We start from the raw sequence: 14,520 nt of genomic DNA on the forward strand, positions 1-14,520 counted from the left end.
ACTCCGAGCGTTCCTCGGAGAATTAGCACATCCAACGGGCATTTATGTTGCTCCTAAGTGCGTATCAACCAGACGACATTTACGAGAGTTTGCTTCTGTTGAGTTGCATGCCTGCAAAGCACACCTTGAAAACGCCGAAAAATGAATCGTTCCTGCTTATCAAGCTTGACCTGGTGATAGCCATAAGCCAGTATTAAAGTGATAGAAGGGTTATGATTTCTGGGACGATCAGAATTTTATGGAAAAAATTGTTTCTGATATTTTTGCTGAACTTGATGGGAATAAATGGACCAAATGCACCGACCGGACGCCACGTTCAACAAGCTGCGTAGAGTGCCTGCGACTTCAGTATTTTGATGATAATGACGTAAGCTACGATTGCGTCGAAAAGCGCAAGCTTTATGTGATCCGGTTTCTTCCCATCCATGCTGCAGAGAATCGAGCAGGTTTACGGCGCGTGGCTGGAAATGTCATGGATAATATCCTGAGATATGCACCTATTCGAATTCTCTCTTTGGGTGGGGGGCCGGGGAGTGACATACATGCGACCCTGGAGTTCCTTAAGCAAGAAATTGAGGACGTCTCTCTGCATCGAATTTTCATAACGAGAATGGATATTGAGCCGTTGTGGGACGATGTTGCTCGTGATGTCATTCAAAGTGTTGCAGGTGACCTTTTATTTAGACTTGATACCATGCATGCGGATGTAATGGAGGGGCTCGATACCCTCAGGGATGACGACGAGGAGTTTGATATAGCGCTATGTTCCTACCTGATTTCTGAACTTGATGAAGCTGATCTTAAAGGGTTAGGCAAAAAGCTGAGAGGTGTGATGTGGAATGGCGGAATTATAGTCATAAACGATAGGGCTGAAATTGATGTTGAGAGAAAGATTCGAATAGTCTTTGAAGCTGCTGATGTTGATTGCTCAGAGGCAGGCAACCGCGAATGGGCGGGCTTTCGTTATGAAGACGAAATTTTCCAAAAGGTCAGGCCCAAAGTTTATATGAACTCGACAGTGTTTTGGGGCGTTAAACGTGATAATTAGTGCTAGCCGGAGAACCGATATTCCTGCATTTTACGCCGAATGGTTTATAAGAAGAGTGCGGGCTGGCTTTTTACTCACGCGAAACCCTTTTAATCACAATCAAATACGTCGCGTATCAATGTTGGCGCAAGATGTCGAAGCGATCGTTTTCTGGACTCGCAACCCCACAAACTTAATGCCATATTTTTCGGAGCTGGATGAAAGGGGGTTCAATTATTACTTTCAGTATACGATAACCGGGTATCCGCGTTCGATTGAACGCTCGGTTCCCAATCCGTATAAAGCGATTGATGACTTCAGAAAGTTGAGCGTCCAATTAGGTGCAGGACGTGTCATATGGCGGTACGACCCCGTTTTACTTTCGAATTTACTGCCTCTGGAAGAGCATAAACGTCTATTTCAGAAAATTGCAAAAAACCTGGCCGGTTATACCCGACGTGTTGTAGTGAGCTTCTCTGATTTCTATAAAAAGACAGAAAAAAACCTGCGGGATGTTGAGGGGTTGATTTGTTCTGATATTGCAACAGATCGAGATAGCTTGCAGAAACTTACAGACTTCATGGCCAAGACTGCTGCCCAGTACGGCATGGAGATTTTTACCTGCGCCGAAGAAGTCGAGGTCAACGGAATTGGGCACGGCAAATGTATTGATGAACGGTTGATACAGGAGGTGTTCGGCCTTACTTTGAGCGGTGACAAGGATAAGGGCCAACGAGAGTCGTGTGGCTGTATCAAAAGCGTTGACGTTGGGGTCTATAATACTTGCCTGCACGGTTGCTCTTATTGCTATGCGACATTCAGTCATGAACGAGTTATTTCAAATAAGCGGAATCACGATCCTGATAGCCCGTTTCTCGTAGGCAGCGCGGAAGGCGTTGACCCTGACTTGCTTCTGGCAGTGAAATCCCAGCAGTCTTTATTTTGACTTACGACGATGTAGGACTGAGTCTAAGGTAGATAAAAGGGCGATGGATAACTAGGACGTATCAGAGCAGCACATACAAGGAGAATAACGCCTGTTGATAGAGTCTGGTTTGTCGAATCGGTGCCTTGCGAGCGTCATAAGGACTGCCATCCTGACTCGCGCAAAAAACAATGACTCTCAGGCAGAATGAGTGAAGATGAGGCTCTGATGTAGCCGAGCCTCTGCTGAGGCAATTCGAAGCAGGAGTTGGCTCTTTGCCCTGTGCACCGTAATTGCTCCCGCAATCACGCAGGTTTTAAAATTTTGAGTTGTGTCGCGCATAAAGGTTGGCGTCGTTGCCATTTGATGACGTCGACGCGATGCAGAGGGCCACTCACTCAGCCAGTGCTTTGACCCTAGCAATGGAAAACGCTTGCGGCAGGTGGGCGCCATTCTTGGCGGCAAGAATCTCGGCCATCACGCTGACGGCAATTTCCGCAGGTGTTTTGCTGCCGATGTAGAGGCCGATCGGCCCGTGCAGGCGCTCAAACGACGCCTCGGTTTCACCAAAATGTTCGATCAGGCGTTCGCGGCGCAGCTGGCTGTTGCGCCGCGAGCCGATGGCACCGATGTAGAACGCCGGGCCGTGAAGGGCTTCGAGCAGGGCCAGATCGTCGAGTTTGGGGTCATGACTCAAGGCGACAATGCAGGTGCGCAGATCGACTGCGAAGTCGCGGACTACATCATCCGGCATGCCGACAATGCGCTCAACGCCATCGATCGCCCAGGTCTCGATGTAGCGGGTGCGCGACAAACAGGTCGGCACCGCTTATCGCGAGTTGAAGGGCATTGCTCGACTCACTAAGGCGTGGTGAGCGAAAACGGAATGCGCAGCTCTTCGACCGGGCCTGTATCGCGGCCGCACATTTCGTCGTGCACGCATTGCTGCACCAGCACGCACGGAAAGGCCGGCACGGTCTGCAGCAAGTCCCGCAGATGGGTGATGGAGCGCAGGTGCATCGGCTTGGCCGCGTCATCCAGCAAGGTGAACTGGCCGTGATCCAGGCGGATCCGCGCCAGATAAAAACCACCTTCGAGTGACAACAGTTCCAGTTCGCGTATTTCGCTGTTGGCCGCACGTTCGGTGAGGGTTTGCAGGTTCATGCTTCACTCCTTGCCTACCAGGGTAGGCGTTCTCCATCGTAGGCAAAGAAATGGCCGCTGTCGGCCGGCGTCAACTGGTCAATCAAGGTCAGTAACTGGTCAGCGGCAACGTCTGCCGGACGGGCGCTGGAGGCGCCGCGAAAAGGTTGCGACAAGCCCGACACCACCGTGCCCGGGTGCAGACTGAGCAAGCGGCTCTGCGGGCGCGTGCGTGCCAGCTCGATGGCGGCGGTCTTGATCAGCATGTTCAGCGCAGCCTTGGAGGCGCGGTAGGCGTACCAGCCGCCCAATCGGTTGTCGCCAATGCTCCCGACCTTGGCCGAAAGCATCGCCATCGCCCCCCGAGGATCGAGCAGCGGCAGAAAATGACGCAACACCAATGCCGGCCCCAGTGTGTTTACTTGAAACACGGCTTGCAGCGTCTCCGGCTCGATCGTGCTGAAGCTTTTTTCCGGCTTGATCCCGTCACGATGGAGCAGCCCGGCCGCGTGGATGATCAGTTGATACGGCGCTTCGGCTGCCAGCTCGGTGGCGGCGCTGGCAATCGTTTCGGGTCGTTCAAGGTCGAGCGCGGGGAGGGTACGGCGCCCCAGCGCGCGCACTCCGGCACAGCGCGGATCCTGTTTCAGCAGTTCGCAAAAGGCTGTGCCGAGGGCGCCACTGGCGCCGATCACCAGCGCGCGATAACCGTCGCCGAGCGAGGCCAGGGTCAATGCGCGGCTCATTCGCTGACTCCCGGGCCTTGGCGACGGAAGAACAGTGTCACTTGGCCGACCTCTACGCCGAACTTGGACATGCTGGTGCGGTTGATCAGCGTGTCCTCGTCCATCAAGTACATCCAGTCGTCCATGCTCATTTCGTAAGTCGAGTCATCGACCGGCAGGTTCAGGCGATAACGCCAGTGCAACGCGTTGCCCGCGACCTGGCCCTCGGCGACACCTACCACGTCGTCAGCGCGACCGCTCCAGCGGCCCTGACCCTCGGGCGTGAGGGTCCAGACGCGGCGTTGACGGGTGCCGTCGCCATAGAGGAAGCGCTCGTCGAGAATCAGGTTGTTGCCCTCACGCCGGCTGACGATGTTGACTTCGAAACGCTTGACCACCTCACCGCTACGCTTCTGAAACATCCCCCAGGCTTTGACGGGCTGGCTGAAAAAACGCTGCAGGTCCAGGGCCGGTTGTTGATCGGCATAACGGGCGACATCCACGCTGCCGCAGCTTGCGACGCTGAGTACCAGTGCCAGTAACAGCAGAAGTCGGGTCATGGTCTTGCTCCCTGAAGCACACAGGTGATGAGGGTGAAGTGGTCAGTTATTGGCTTGTACAGTGAATTGGTGCTGTATAGCTTTATCGCCGTCCGATCAGCTGCAGAAACTCTTGCCGCGTCGTCGAGCTGTCACGGAAGGCGCCCAGCATTACGGAGGAGGTCATGACCGAGTTCTGCTTCTCAACGCCGCGCATCATCATGCACATGTGCCTGGCTTCAATGACCACCGCCACACCGGCGGCATCGGTAATCTGCTGGATGGCGTCGGCAATCTGCCGTGTAAGGTTTTCCTGGATCTGCAAGCGACGCGCGAACATGTCGACCACCCGCGCCACCTTCGACAGCCCCAGGACTCTGCCGGTGGGGATGTACGCCACATGCGCCTTGCCGATAAAGGGCAGCATGTGGTGCTCGCAGAGGGAATACAGCTCGATGTCGCTGACGATGACCATTTCATCGCTCTGCGACTCGAACAGGGCACCGTTGGTGACGTCTTCCAGGCTCATCGTGTAGCCGTTGCACAGGTACTGCATCGCTTTGGCGGCGCGCTTGGGAGTGTCTAACAGACCTTCGCGCTCGGGGTTTTCACCGACGCCGACGAGAATTTCACGGTAATGGCTGGCTAATAGTGGGTTCATTCAAGGTGCTCGCGGCAGTGCTGTGCGTGAGGCCAATCCATAGCGAAAGAGTTGTACGCAATGAAGTGCTTTGTATAGGTTTTATTGAAGATAGGCTGAAAAAAATCACCTGACAATGAATCCGCAATCTTTTTTATGCAGATGCGAAAACCTCACATCGCAAAATGTGTGGTCGCTCGATGGGCGGGAGGCAGAGGGGGAGTGACAGTGAGCGTTCCGGGAGAAGCGCGAGCGCGGTGCGTAACCACGACGATGTTATGCAGTTGTCATTAGAGAACCGTCATTCCTCCTGACGGTTCCCGTTTCCTGCACCTTAAACGCTCTCTTCAATCCTGCGCACGTCACCCAAGGAATCACGCTGCATCGACTGCAGGTTCTTCTCGATGGTTTCGCACAGCGCTTCCATCTGAATCTGGTGTTCGCTGTGGCGAAACGGACTTTGCAGATCGGTGCCGATGCGCTCGATAGCCAGCAGCATAAAACCGACCACGGTTGAAGCCAGCGGGGTGAACCAGCCCAGGGACTCCACCAGACCGACCGGGACGATCAGGCAAAACAGCGAAATAAACAGTCGCGGGAAATACACATAAGGGTAGGGCAGCGGTGTATTCGCAATCCGCTCCATGCCGCCCTGGCTGTTGGACAGGTCCACCAATGTCGACTCCAGCCGCGCCAGGCGAATGCTGTCCAGGCGCCCGGCCTTGTATTCCCGCGCGAGCAAGGTCGCCGAGCCGGTGAGGATGTCGTTGGCAAAGTTATTGGTGGTGCCACTGCGGGCGAACTCAGCGGCGGGAATGAACGCTCGCACTTCCTCGGGACAAGGCTGGCCTTGCAGATGGGCCGCGAGGCAATTCACATAGGCGACGTGGCGGCGCAACAGGGTCGACTTGACCGGGTTGACCTCGTTGTCGGCGTCGTCCAGCAGCGTCAGCACCTGCCGGGCGAAGCTGCGTGAGTTGTTGATCATCGACCCCCACAGCGTCCGCGCTTCCCACCAGCGGTTGTAAGCGCTGCTGTTGCGGAAACTGATCAGTACGATTAACGCCGAACCCAACAAAGTCAGGGGCATGAGGGGTAAATTCAGCTTGGTGTTGAGAAACAACATGAAGTCGACGGTGACGGCGATGTCCCAGAGCAACAGCCAGAACAAGGCCCAGCCGACATAGCCCAGAGTCTTGATGATCAATCGGTATTTTTTGACGATGGCAGCTTTCAAACGGAAACCTCGTAGCGAGCGGTAAGCGTTAACGCTTTAGCTCGGACGGTGTTTTCGTGGGAAAGGTTCGGGCCGTGGTGTTTGACCACGTCATTTACACCCTACGTTCTCGCCACTCCCGGCACATCCATGTTGATCTTGCGCCAGAACGCTTCCGACAAACTGTAGGCCGAGAAGGCAATCAGCCCCAACGCCATCACCATCAAGATCAGCCAGCCCGCGGGCAGATTCTGCAGCGCATCGAGCGCTTCCTTCATACCCGGTGGATCCATGGCCTGATAGGTGGAACCGCTGATTGCCAGCAGCAATGCAATCTCGATAAACACGACGCCGCGCGCGATCAGACCAAACTGCGAGACCGGGCGGACGTAGCGCATGACCTCTTCGTCAGCCTCGAAATACTTCTCGAATGACGCTTTCCAGCCCTTGATGAGGTGAGCAATGCCCACCCCAAGCGGAACTAGGGCGATCAGGTACACCAGCCAGTTCGAGTGTTCCCAGGACAGAAGATGCGCCAGCCAGTCTTTGGTTTGTCCTGCGGAATTGCCCGAGCTGTTAATCCCGCTGATCAGCAGGCCCAATGCGAAGAACGCCAGAGCACCGTTGACCAGACCTCCCACAAACAGCCCTGTGCGAATCACCAGCCCTTTGAGTTTTTTGCCGTGATGATCAACATCACGCGTGGCTTGCAGGACACGCCAGGCGGCAAACGCGAGCAGTCCCGCTACGACAAGCCCCACCAGAAAATAGCCAAAAGGCTGGCCCAGCAAGGCTTCCAGACTCTTGTGGCTATCCTTCGGCCTGGTTGAATCCTGGGCTGCCAGCAACGCAAAGATACCGATGATCAGATACAGCATTCCTCGGGCGGCGTAGCCTCCCCGAGCGAGGATGACAAGGTTGCGTTGCGCGGACATGGGAGGTATTCCTGAGAGGTGATAAGAGAGCAGACCCCTCTCGCCGGGAGGCGTTCTATGAACAGTCGAAGACTGCAACACGCAATAAATGAAGAGGGCGCCCGACACGGCGCCCTCTTGATGCGTACACGCTATTCAACAGATGTTTCCTACTGTTCCAGCATCAGCCTGCGCCACACGATCACAGGAGGTGCAAGAGGCGCGACGTCCTTTCGCTGAGCGTCTTGCTCCTGCAACCCTAAAGGATTCAATTCGCTCAGGCCGGATATTGAACGCTGGTGTGCTGAGCGTTGTTCCGGGGCTTCGAATAACTCATCAATAGGCGGCGTAGTCATTTGATCGAAACAACGACTTTGCCCTTGGCGCGTCCCTGCTCAACGTAATTCAATGCTTCTGCCGTTGATTCAAAGGGGAACGTTCGATCAATCACCGGGTTGATGATGCCGGCCTCGACCAGTGCGCTGATCTGTTGCAGTTGGGCGCCGTTGGCGTGCATGAACACGAACACGTAATTGACGTCCTGCTTGCGTGCCTTGCGCCGAATGCCGAGGCTCAACAGGCGCATGACCTGCTGCAAGGGCCAGGACAAGCCTTGCTCTTTTGCAAATTGCGCGGTGGGTGGTCCAGAGATGGAAATCAGTTGGCCACCGGGTTTGAGTACCTTGAGTGACTTCTCCAGAACATCGGCGCCGAGGCTGTTCAACACCACGTCATAGCCGTGCAAGACACTGTCGAAGTTCTGCTGTTTGTAATCGATCACCACGTCAGCCCCCAGCGCCTTGACCCATCCGACATTCGCGGTGCTGGTGGTTGTAGCGACAAAGGCACCGAGGTGTTTGGCAAGCCGTATGGCAACGGTGCCGACGCCGCCGGAACCGGCGTGAATCAGCACCTTTTGGCCCTGTTGCAGTCGGGCGGTGTCGACCAGTACTTGCCAGGCAGTCAGTGCCACCAAGGGCAGGGATGCGGCTTGCGCCATGCTGGTGTTGGCCGGCTTGAGGGCGATCGCGTTTTCGTTCACGGCGATCAACTCGGCGAAAGTGCCGATTCGTGTTTCCGGCGGGCGGGCGTACACCTCGTCTCCCGGTTTGAAACGTGTCACTTGCGCGCCGACCTCAGTCACCACGCCTGCCAGATCGTTGCCCAGAATCAGTGGAAACGCGTAGGGCAAAATCAGCTTGAATTCGCCTGTGCGGATCTTCGAGTCCAGCACGTTGACGCTACTGGCGTGGACCTCGATCAAGACGTCGTGAGGACCTACTGCGGGGGCAGGTGCTTCGCCGATGCGTCCGGGGTGCTTGCCGTAGCGATCAATCAGAAAGGCTTTCATCGGAGGGCGGCTCTTGTCGGTTGTAGGGAGGGTAGCCGGTGCGTGGTCAGGCATCGAGGAACGCCTGCGCCCTGGCAACAAAATCAACGTGGTGCTGAAAAATGCCGCCGTGACCGGCATCCTGATAAATCACCAGCTCCGCGTTGGGAATACGTTTGGCCAGCTCAAACGAATTGACACTGGGCACCATGATGTCGGTGTCGCCGTTGACCACCAGCGTCGGCGTGCGCAAACGCCCGAGGTCTTGCGACGGCTGTTTGCCCCACGCGGTGATCGCTTGCAACTGGCGCAGGAAAGCGCGAGGCGTCGGGCCTTGGTCGCGATTGGTTTGGCGTGCTCGCAGGCGCTGCAGATACTGCGAGGCGGATCGGCGGCCATTGGCTGTCGAGGTGAAGAACAGGTAGAGCTTGGGATCGCGCAGGGTCAGCAAGCCTTTCAGGATCAAAGGCCACGACACCGGGCCAACCTTGTCGATACCGCTGCCGCCGGCCGGCCCGGTGCCGGTCAGTATCAACCGCCGGATCAGATCAGGCGCCTTCAGGGCGATGTCCTGAGCGACGAAGCCGCCGAGGGAGAAACCGAGCACATCCACGGTTTCCAGCCCCAACGCGCGGATCAACTGGATGGCATCGTCAGCCATCTCGCCGACGGTCAGTGGCGCGGTTCCACCTGAGCCGCCGATACCGCGATAGTCGGTGGTGATGATGCGTCGGGTTTGCGCCAGGCCATCGATGATTGCGGGGTCGAAGTTGTCCAGCACCGCGCCCCAATGATTGAACAGTACGAGTGGTACGCCGTTAGCGGGCCCGGTGTCGCGGTAGGCGAAGGGAATGCCATTGACGGTGATCGACTGGTTCGCCGCGTTGATGAACGACGTTGGCGAACCCGAAGGGGGATTTGTCTGTGCTGAATTCATGACTGCTCCGGATTGCAGGACGGATTCGATGCCGCGCCTTACGCCTGCATCGAATCCTTGCTACCTAAAGATCACTCTGGCGTCTGGTAGCGCTGGGCAACCGCTGACTGTCGGATTTGCCCGATCAGGCCCAGACGTGCTTCCTGCAGGACATCCCAGCGCTGCGCCTCGTGCAGCGGCGGGATGGTCACCGGTTCGCGACGATCGAAGCCGACGAGGGCGGCATCCACCAGATCACCCACTTCCATGATTTCGCTCAGGGTGTTGATGTCGACGCCGGAGCGATCCCAGATTTCCGTGCGCGTTGCGGCGGGCAACACGGCCTGCACGTAGACACCCTGAGGCGACAGTTCCAGGCTCAGGCCCTGGGACAGGAACAGCACGAACGCCTTGGTTGCGCCATAGACCGTCATGCCGAACTCCGGTGCCAGACCCACCACCGAACCGATGTTGATGATCGCACCGTCACCGGCCTTGGCCAGGCGTGGAGCAATAGCGCTGGCGAGCCGCACCAGCGCGGTGGTGTTGAGGGCGACCAGTTGCGCCACTTTGTCGGTGCTTTGCTCGACGAAATGGCCGGACAGCGCGGCGCCGGCGTTATTGACGAGGATGCCGATGCGGGCGTCGTCGCGCAGACGGCTTTCAACGGTGGTCAGATCGCCGGGTTGGGTCAGGTCCGCCGGGATCACATCGACGGCGACGCCATGTTCGCTGCGCAAGCGCGCGGCCAGTGCGTCGAGGCGCGCCTGATCGCGGGCGACCAGCACCAGATCGTGGCCGCGTTGCGCAAAGCGTTCGGCGTAGACGGCGCCGATGCCGGTGGAGGCGCCAGTGATCAGAACAGTAGGGCGAGTGCTCATGGTTTATCTCTCTTTGAGGATGTGAGAAACAGAACGCGCTCAGCTTGCGCTGATGCTCGATTCAGCCAGTGTCGGGTAGTCGATGTAGCCTGCCGCGCCGCCGCCATAGAGGGTGGCGGGATTGAACGCGGACAACGGCGCGCCACGTTGCAGGCGCTCCACCAGATCCGGATTGCCAATGAACGGGCGACCGAAGGCGATCAGGTCGGCCTGATCTTCAGCGAGCTTCGACGTCGCCAGATCGCGGTCATAGCCGTTGTTGGCGATGTAGGTGTTTTTGAAGCGCTGGCGCAGGCCGGCGAAATCGAAGGGCGCCACGTCACGCGGGCCGCCGGTCGCGCCTTCGACGACATGCAGATAAACCACGCCGAGGGCGTCGAGTTGTTCGACGAGGTAATCGAATTGCGCCTGCGGATCGCTGCTGGAAACGCCATTGGCCGGCGACACTGGCGACAGGCGCACACCGGTGCGATCTGCGCCGATTTCATCGATCACCGCCGTTGTTACCTCAAGCAATAGACGCGCACGATTTTCAATCGAACCGCCGTAAGTATCGGTGCGCAGATTGGCGCTGTCCTTGAGGAATTGATCGAGCAAGTAGCCGTTGGCACCGTGAATTTCCACACCATCGAAGCCGGCAGCGATCGCGTTGGCCGCCGCCTGGCGGAAATCGTTGACGATCCCCGGCAGCTCGCTGATGTCCAGTGCGCGCGGTTCGGAGACGTCTTCGAAACGGTTGTTGACGAACACTTTGGTGGCGGCGCGTAGCGCAGAAGGGGCGACAGGGGCAGCGGCGTTTTCCTGCAGGTCGACGTGCGAGACGCGGCCGACATGCCACAGTTGCAGAAAGATTTTTCCGCCCTTGGCATGTACAGCGTCAGTCACGACGCGCCAGCCGTCGATCTGTGCCGGCGTGTAGATCCCTGGGGTGTCCTGATAACCCTGGCCCTGTCGGGAGATCTGCGTGGCTTCGCTGATCAGCAGACCGGCGCTGGCGCGCTGGCTGTAATAGGTCGCCGCGAATTCGCTGGGGACGAAGCCTTGACCGGCGCGGTTACGTGTCAGCGGCGCGAGAACGACGCGGTTCGACAGCGTGATATTGCCCAGGGTGTAAGGGGAGAACAGGGTTTGCTCGGTCATCTGATATTTGTTCCGTGCCCGTTGATGAAGATTGATGGTGCGAGCAATTAGGATGATGACCGAAATCTAAACTGTCAACGGTTTTGATTATGGCCAACATCTATGTATCATCGGACGCAGGATTTCCCGGGAAACACGAGGTATTGCACGTGAGAGTGACCAAGGCCCAGGCGCAGGCCAATCGAGAGCACATCGTTGAAACCGCCTCAGAGCTGTTCCGCGAACGCGGCTTTGACGGCGTCGGCGTGGCGGATCTCATGGCGGCCGCGGGTTTTACCCATGGCGGTTTCTACAAACACTTCGGCTCGAAGGCCGACCTGATGGCCGAAGCCTCGGCCTGCAGTCTGGCCAAATCGCTGACCGGCGCCCAGGCGCTGGATGTTCCGGGCTTCATCAACGTCTACGTGAACAGAGCACATCGCGACGGACGTGGTGACGGTTGCACCATGGCCGCGTTGGGCGGCGACGCGGCGCGCCAGTCGGATGAGGTGAGAGCCACGTTTGCCGAGGGCATTGAGCAAACCCTGCAAACCTTGGGCGAGAAATACCCGACGGCGCCGGATGCCGAGGCAGGTGAGGGGCGTAAGAAGATGATCGACCTGCTGGCGCGGGCCGTTGGCGCGATTATCCTGTCGCGTGCCTGCCCGGATGATTCCGCGCTGGCAGACGAAATCCTTGAAGTGTGCCGCGCGCAAATGCTCGCTTCGTTGCCGGTCGATAACGCCGACGCAGAGTAGCAGCGCAGCTCATTCGGCGAGCGCTTTTACCTTCGCGATGGAAAACGCTTGCGGCAGCTGGGCGCCATTCTTGGCGGCAAGAATCTCGGCCATCACGCTGACGGCGATTTCCGCAGGCGTCTTGCTGCCGATGTAGAGGCCGATCGGCCCGTGCAGGCGCTCAAGCGACGCCTCGGTTTCACCAAAATGCTCGATCAGGCGTTCGCGGCGCAGCTGGCTGTTGCGCCGCGAGCCGATGGCGCCGATGTAGAACGCCGGGCTGTGCAGCGCTTCGAGCAGGGCCAGATCGTCGAGTTTGGGGTCATGACTCAAGGCGACAATGCAGGTGCGCAGATCGACTGCGAAGTCGCGGACTACGTCATCCGGCATGCCGACAATGCGCTCAACGCCATCGATCGCCCAGGTCTCGATGTACTCGGGACGCGGATCGCACACCGCCACCTTGAAGCCGTTGAACAAGGCCATGGTCGCCAGATACTCGGCCAGCGCGCCGGCACCGATCATCAGCATTCGATAGCCCGGCCCCAGGGTGTTGAGCATCTGCGCGCCATCGACGCTGAACTGTTCCGGCGTCGCGGTCGCTTCGAGCATGACCCGACCAGACTCCAACGTTAGGCGACGGCGAACCAGATGCCCGGCGTCCAGCTGGGTCAGCAGTTCATCGAGTGACTGCCACGCCGGGTTGAACTCAAGGATCAGTTCAAGCGTGCCACCGCACGGCAAACCGAAGCGATGCGCCTCATCGGCGCTGACGCCATAGCGCACCACTTCCGGCGCGCTGTCACGAAAAGCGCTGCCGCCATGGGCCGTGGTATAGCGATGGATCAGATCGTCCTCAATGCAGCCGCCGGACACGCTGCCCACCACGCGACCGTCGTCACGCAAAGCCATCATCGAACCCGTCGGCCGTGGTGATGAACCCCAAGTGCGCGCCACCGTGGCGAGCAACACACGCTCGCCAGCGGCAAGCCAGTCCCGCGCCGTGCGCAGGACCAGCAAGTCGATGCTTTCCATCAGGAACTCCTCTTAGCGCATCTGCAGAATGATCGGGCTGCTGCTGGCCGGATCGGTGTGTTCACGCAACTTGCCCACCGTCTGCGCCTCCACCGCAGAGCCTTGATTGCCCCAGGTGCTGCGCATGAAGGTCAGCACTTCGGCGATCTGCTGATCCGACAACTGCTCACGGAACGCTGGCATGCGATAGGCATCCGGCACGCCGGCCGCCACCACACGCTGCGAACCATTCAGGGTGATGTTGATCGCCGAGGCGCTTTCCTTGGCCAGTGCAGAAGTTGCGCCGGCCAGCGGCGGCATCCATTGCGCTTGACCCTTGCCGTCCAGACCATGGCAGGAAGCACAGCGCGTGACGTAGGTATGAGCACCGGGCGAGTCCAGACGTTCCGCTGCCGAAACCGCTTGATACTGCCACGGCGCGCCATCCCGTTCGCGATCCCCGGGAAGCGACTTCAGGTAGTGGGCAATCGCGGCCAGATCCTCATCGTTCATGAACTGCGTGGAGTTGTTGAACGCCTCGGTCATTGAGCCGTAGACCACCGCGTGTTGATTGCGACCGGTCTTGAGGAACTGCACGATCTCCGGTTCGCTCCAGCGGCCCAGCCCGGTGTTGTGATCATCACGCAGGCTCGGTGCGTACCAGCCATCGAGCAAGGCGCCGGCGAGGTACGGCTTGCCGGCCTCATCCAGTGCCTTCTCGTTGAACGCCAGCCCGCGCGGCGTGTGGCAACTGCCGCAGTGCCCGGCGCCTTGAACGAGGTAAGCGCCACGGTTCCACTGTTCATCCTGCGAAGGTTTGGCCGCATAAGGCTCGGCGTCGACAAACACGCCGTTCCACAGCGCAATCGGCCAGCGCAGGTTCAGCGGAAACGGAATCGAACCCGGAATATTCGCCTGTTTGACCGGCGCCACGCCTTTCATGAAGAACGCATACAGCGCCCGCACATCGTCATCACTGAGCTTGGCGTAGGACGGGTAGGGCATCGCCGGATACAGACGGCGACTGTCGGGTGCCACGCCGTGGCGCACCGCTCGGTCGAAGTCCGCGAGGCTGTAGTGGCCGATGCCGGTTTCCGTGTCCGGGGTGATATTGGTCGTGTGGATCGTGCCCAGCGGTGTGGCCATTTCCAGGCCGCCGGCGAACGGCGCGCCACCCGGCACGCTGTGACAGGCCACGCAATCGCTGAGCCGGGCGACGTATTCGCCACGGGTGACCAGCGCCGGGTTGATGTCGGCCACGGCGATCTGATGGGTTTCAAGGCGCGAGACAGGCTCGCGGGTGACATACCAGGCCAGCAGGCCTGCCGCGACCAGGCACGGCACTGCCAGCCAGCCAGCGGTTCTTGCGAATCGGCTGTTATTCATGGACGCTC

General features: G+C 58.5%; 15 protein-coding genes and 1 pseudogene. 3 read left to right on the plus strand and 13 right to left on the minus strand.

Annotated elements, in window-relative coordinates; genetic code table 11:
- The first annotated feature begins 238 nt into the window (after nucleotides 1-238).
- Together BK670_RS11110 and BK670_RS11115 are read left to right on the plus strand one after the other, a co-directional pair.
- Entirely contained in the window at nucleotides 239-1,048 is an 810-nt protein-coding gene (locus BK670_RS11110; protein ID WP_148047022.1) for a hypothetical protein, read from the plus strand.
- Nucleotides 1,038-1,973, plus strand: a complete 936-nt coding sequence (locus tag BK670_RS11115) for a DUF1848 domain-containing protein (protein ID WP_123449793.1) — start codon at nucleotides 1,038-1,040, stop codon at nucleotides 1,971-1,973. The genes BK670_RS11110 and BK670_RS11115 overlap by 11 nt, the downstream gene beginning before the upstream one ends.
- A 373-nt stretch (nucleotides 1,974-2,346) precedes the next feature.
- Here BK670_RS11115 and BK670_RS11120 read toward each other — a convergent pair.
- The 11 genes and pseudogenes from BK670_RS11120 to BK670_RS11175 form a co-directional block, all read right to left on the minus strand.
- A pseudogene (locus tag BK670_RS11120) lies at nucleotides 2,347-2,760 on the minus strand (XdhC family protein); the annotation flags it as partial.
- A 53-nt stretch (nucleotides 2,761-2,813) separates the two neighbouring features.
- A complete protein-coding gene (locus BK670_RS11125) occupies nucleotides 2,814-3,116 on the minus strand; it encodes a DUF6482 family protein (RefSeq protein WP_123449794.1) in 303 nt (100 codons plus the stop codon).
- A 14-nt stretch (nucleotides 3,117-3,130) separates the two neighbouring features.
- On the minus strand, nucleotides 3,131-3,841 hold the full coding sequence (locus tag BK670_RS11130; RefSeq protein ID WP_123449795.1) for an SDR family NAD(P)-dependent oxidoreductase: 711 nt from the start codon (nucleotides 3,839-3,841) through the stop codon (nucleotides 3,131-3,133).
- Nucleotides 3,838-4,380: a DUF3833 domain-containing protein gene (locus BK670_RS11135; RefSeq protein WP_123449796.1), complete on the minus strand. Its 543-nt coding sequence runs from the start codon at nucleotides 4,378-4,380 to the stop codon at nucleotides 3,838-3,840. Before BK670_RS11135 ends, BK670_RS11130 begins: the two co-directional genes overlap by 4 nt.
- Nucleotides 4,381-4,462: 82 nt before the next feature.
- A complete protein-coding gene (folE, locus tag BK670_RS11140) occupies nucleotides 4,463-5,020 on the minus strand; it encodes a GTP cyclohydrolase I FolE (protein ID WP_077572935.1) in 558 nt (185 codons plus the stop codon).
- 313 nt (nucleotides 5,021-5,333) lie between these two features.
- Nucleotides 5,334-6,236 (minus strand): bestrophin family protein, encoded by a 903-nt coding sequence (locus tag BK670_RS11145; RefSeq protein ID WP_123449797.1) that lies wholly within the window; start codon nucleotides 6,234-6,236, stop codon nucleotides 5,334-5,336.
- Between the two features lie 101 nt (nucleotides 6,237-6,337).
- Nucleotides 6,338-7,150, minus strand: a complete 813-nt coding sequence (locus tag BK670_RS11150; protein ID WP_123449798.1) for a DUF1206 domain-containing protein — start codon at nucleotides 7,148-7,150, stop codon at nucleotides 6,338-6,340.
- Nucleotides 7,151-7,481: 331 nt separating this feature from the next.
- Nucleotides 7,482-8,480, minus strand: coding sequence for an NADP-dependent oxidoreductase (locus tag BK670_RS11160; protein ID WP_123449800.1), 999 nt, complete (start codon nucleotides 8,478-8,480; stop codon nucleotides 7,482-7,484).
- Between the two features lie 46 nt (nucleotides 8,481-8,526).
- Complete coding sequence (locus BK670_RS11165) at nucleotides 8,527-9,396, minus strand: alpha/beta fold hydrolase (protein WP_123449801.1); 870 nt, start codon at nucleotides 9,394-9,396, stop codon at nucleotides 8,527-8,529.
- A 71-nt stretch (nucleotides 9,397-9,467) separates the two neighbouring features.
- Nucleotides 9,468-10,256: an SDR family NAD(P)-dependent oxidoreductase gene (locus BK670_RS11170; protein ID WP_123449802.1), complete on the minus strand. Its 789-nt coding sequence runs from the start codon at nucleotides 10,254-10,256 to the stop codon at nucleotides 9,468-9,470.
- A gap of 39 nt (nucleotides 10,257-10,295) precedes the next feature.
- Nucleotides 10,296-11,396, minus strand: coding sequence for an alkene reductase (locus BK670_RS11175; protein ID WP_123449803.1), 1,101 nt, complete (start codon nucleotides 11,394-11,396; stop codon nucleotides 10,296-10,298).
- Nucleotides 11,397-11,545: 149 nt separating this feature from the next.
- On the opposite strand from BK670_RS11175, the gene BK670_RS11180 reads away from it, so the two are divergent.
- A complete protein-coding gene (locus tag BK670_RS11180) occupies nucleotides 11,546-12,133 on the plus strand; it encodes a TetR family transcriptional regulator (RefSeq protein WP_185036768.1) in 588 nt (195 codons plus the stop codon).
- Between the two features lie 9 nt (nucleotides 12,134-12,142).
- Here BK670_RS11180 and BK670_RS11185 read toward each other — a convergent pair whose 3' ends face one another.
- The gene (locus BK670_RS11185) at nucleotides 12,143-13,147 is read right to left on the minus strand and encodes an XdhC family protein (protein WP_123449805.1); all 1,005 of its coding nucleotides are present in this window, start codon (nucleotides 13,145-13,147) and stop codon (nucleotides 12,143-12,145) included.
- A gap of 12 nt (nucleotides 13,148-13,159) precedes the next feature.
- The gene (locus tag BK670_RS11190; RefSeq protein WP_123449806.1) at nucleotides 13,160-14,512 is read right to left on the minus strand and encodes a c-type cytochrome; all 1,353 of its coding nucleotides are present in this window, start codon (nucleotides 14,510-14,512) and stop codon (nucleotides 13,160-13,162) included.
- Nucleotides 14,513-14,520 lie beyond the last annotated feature (8 nt).

Origin of the sequence: Pseudomonas fluorescens (genome assembly GCF_003732425.1) — a bacterium.
In the GTDB taxonomy this organism is placed as follows: domain Bacteria; phylum Pseudomonadota; class Gammaproteobacteria; order Pseudomonadales; family Pseudomonadaceae; genus Aquipseudomonas; species Aquipseudomonas fluorescens_BE.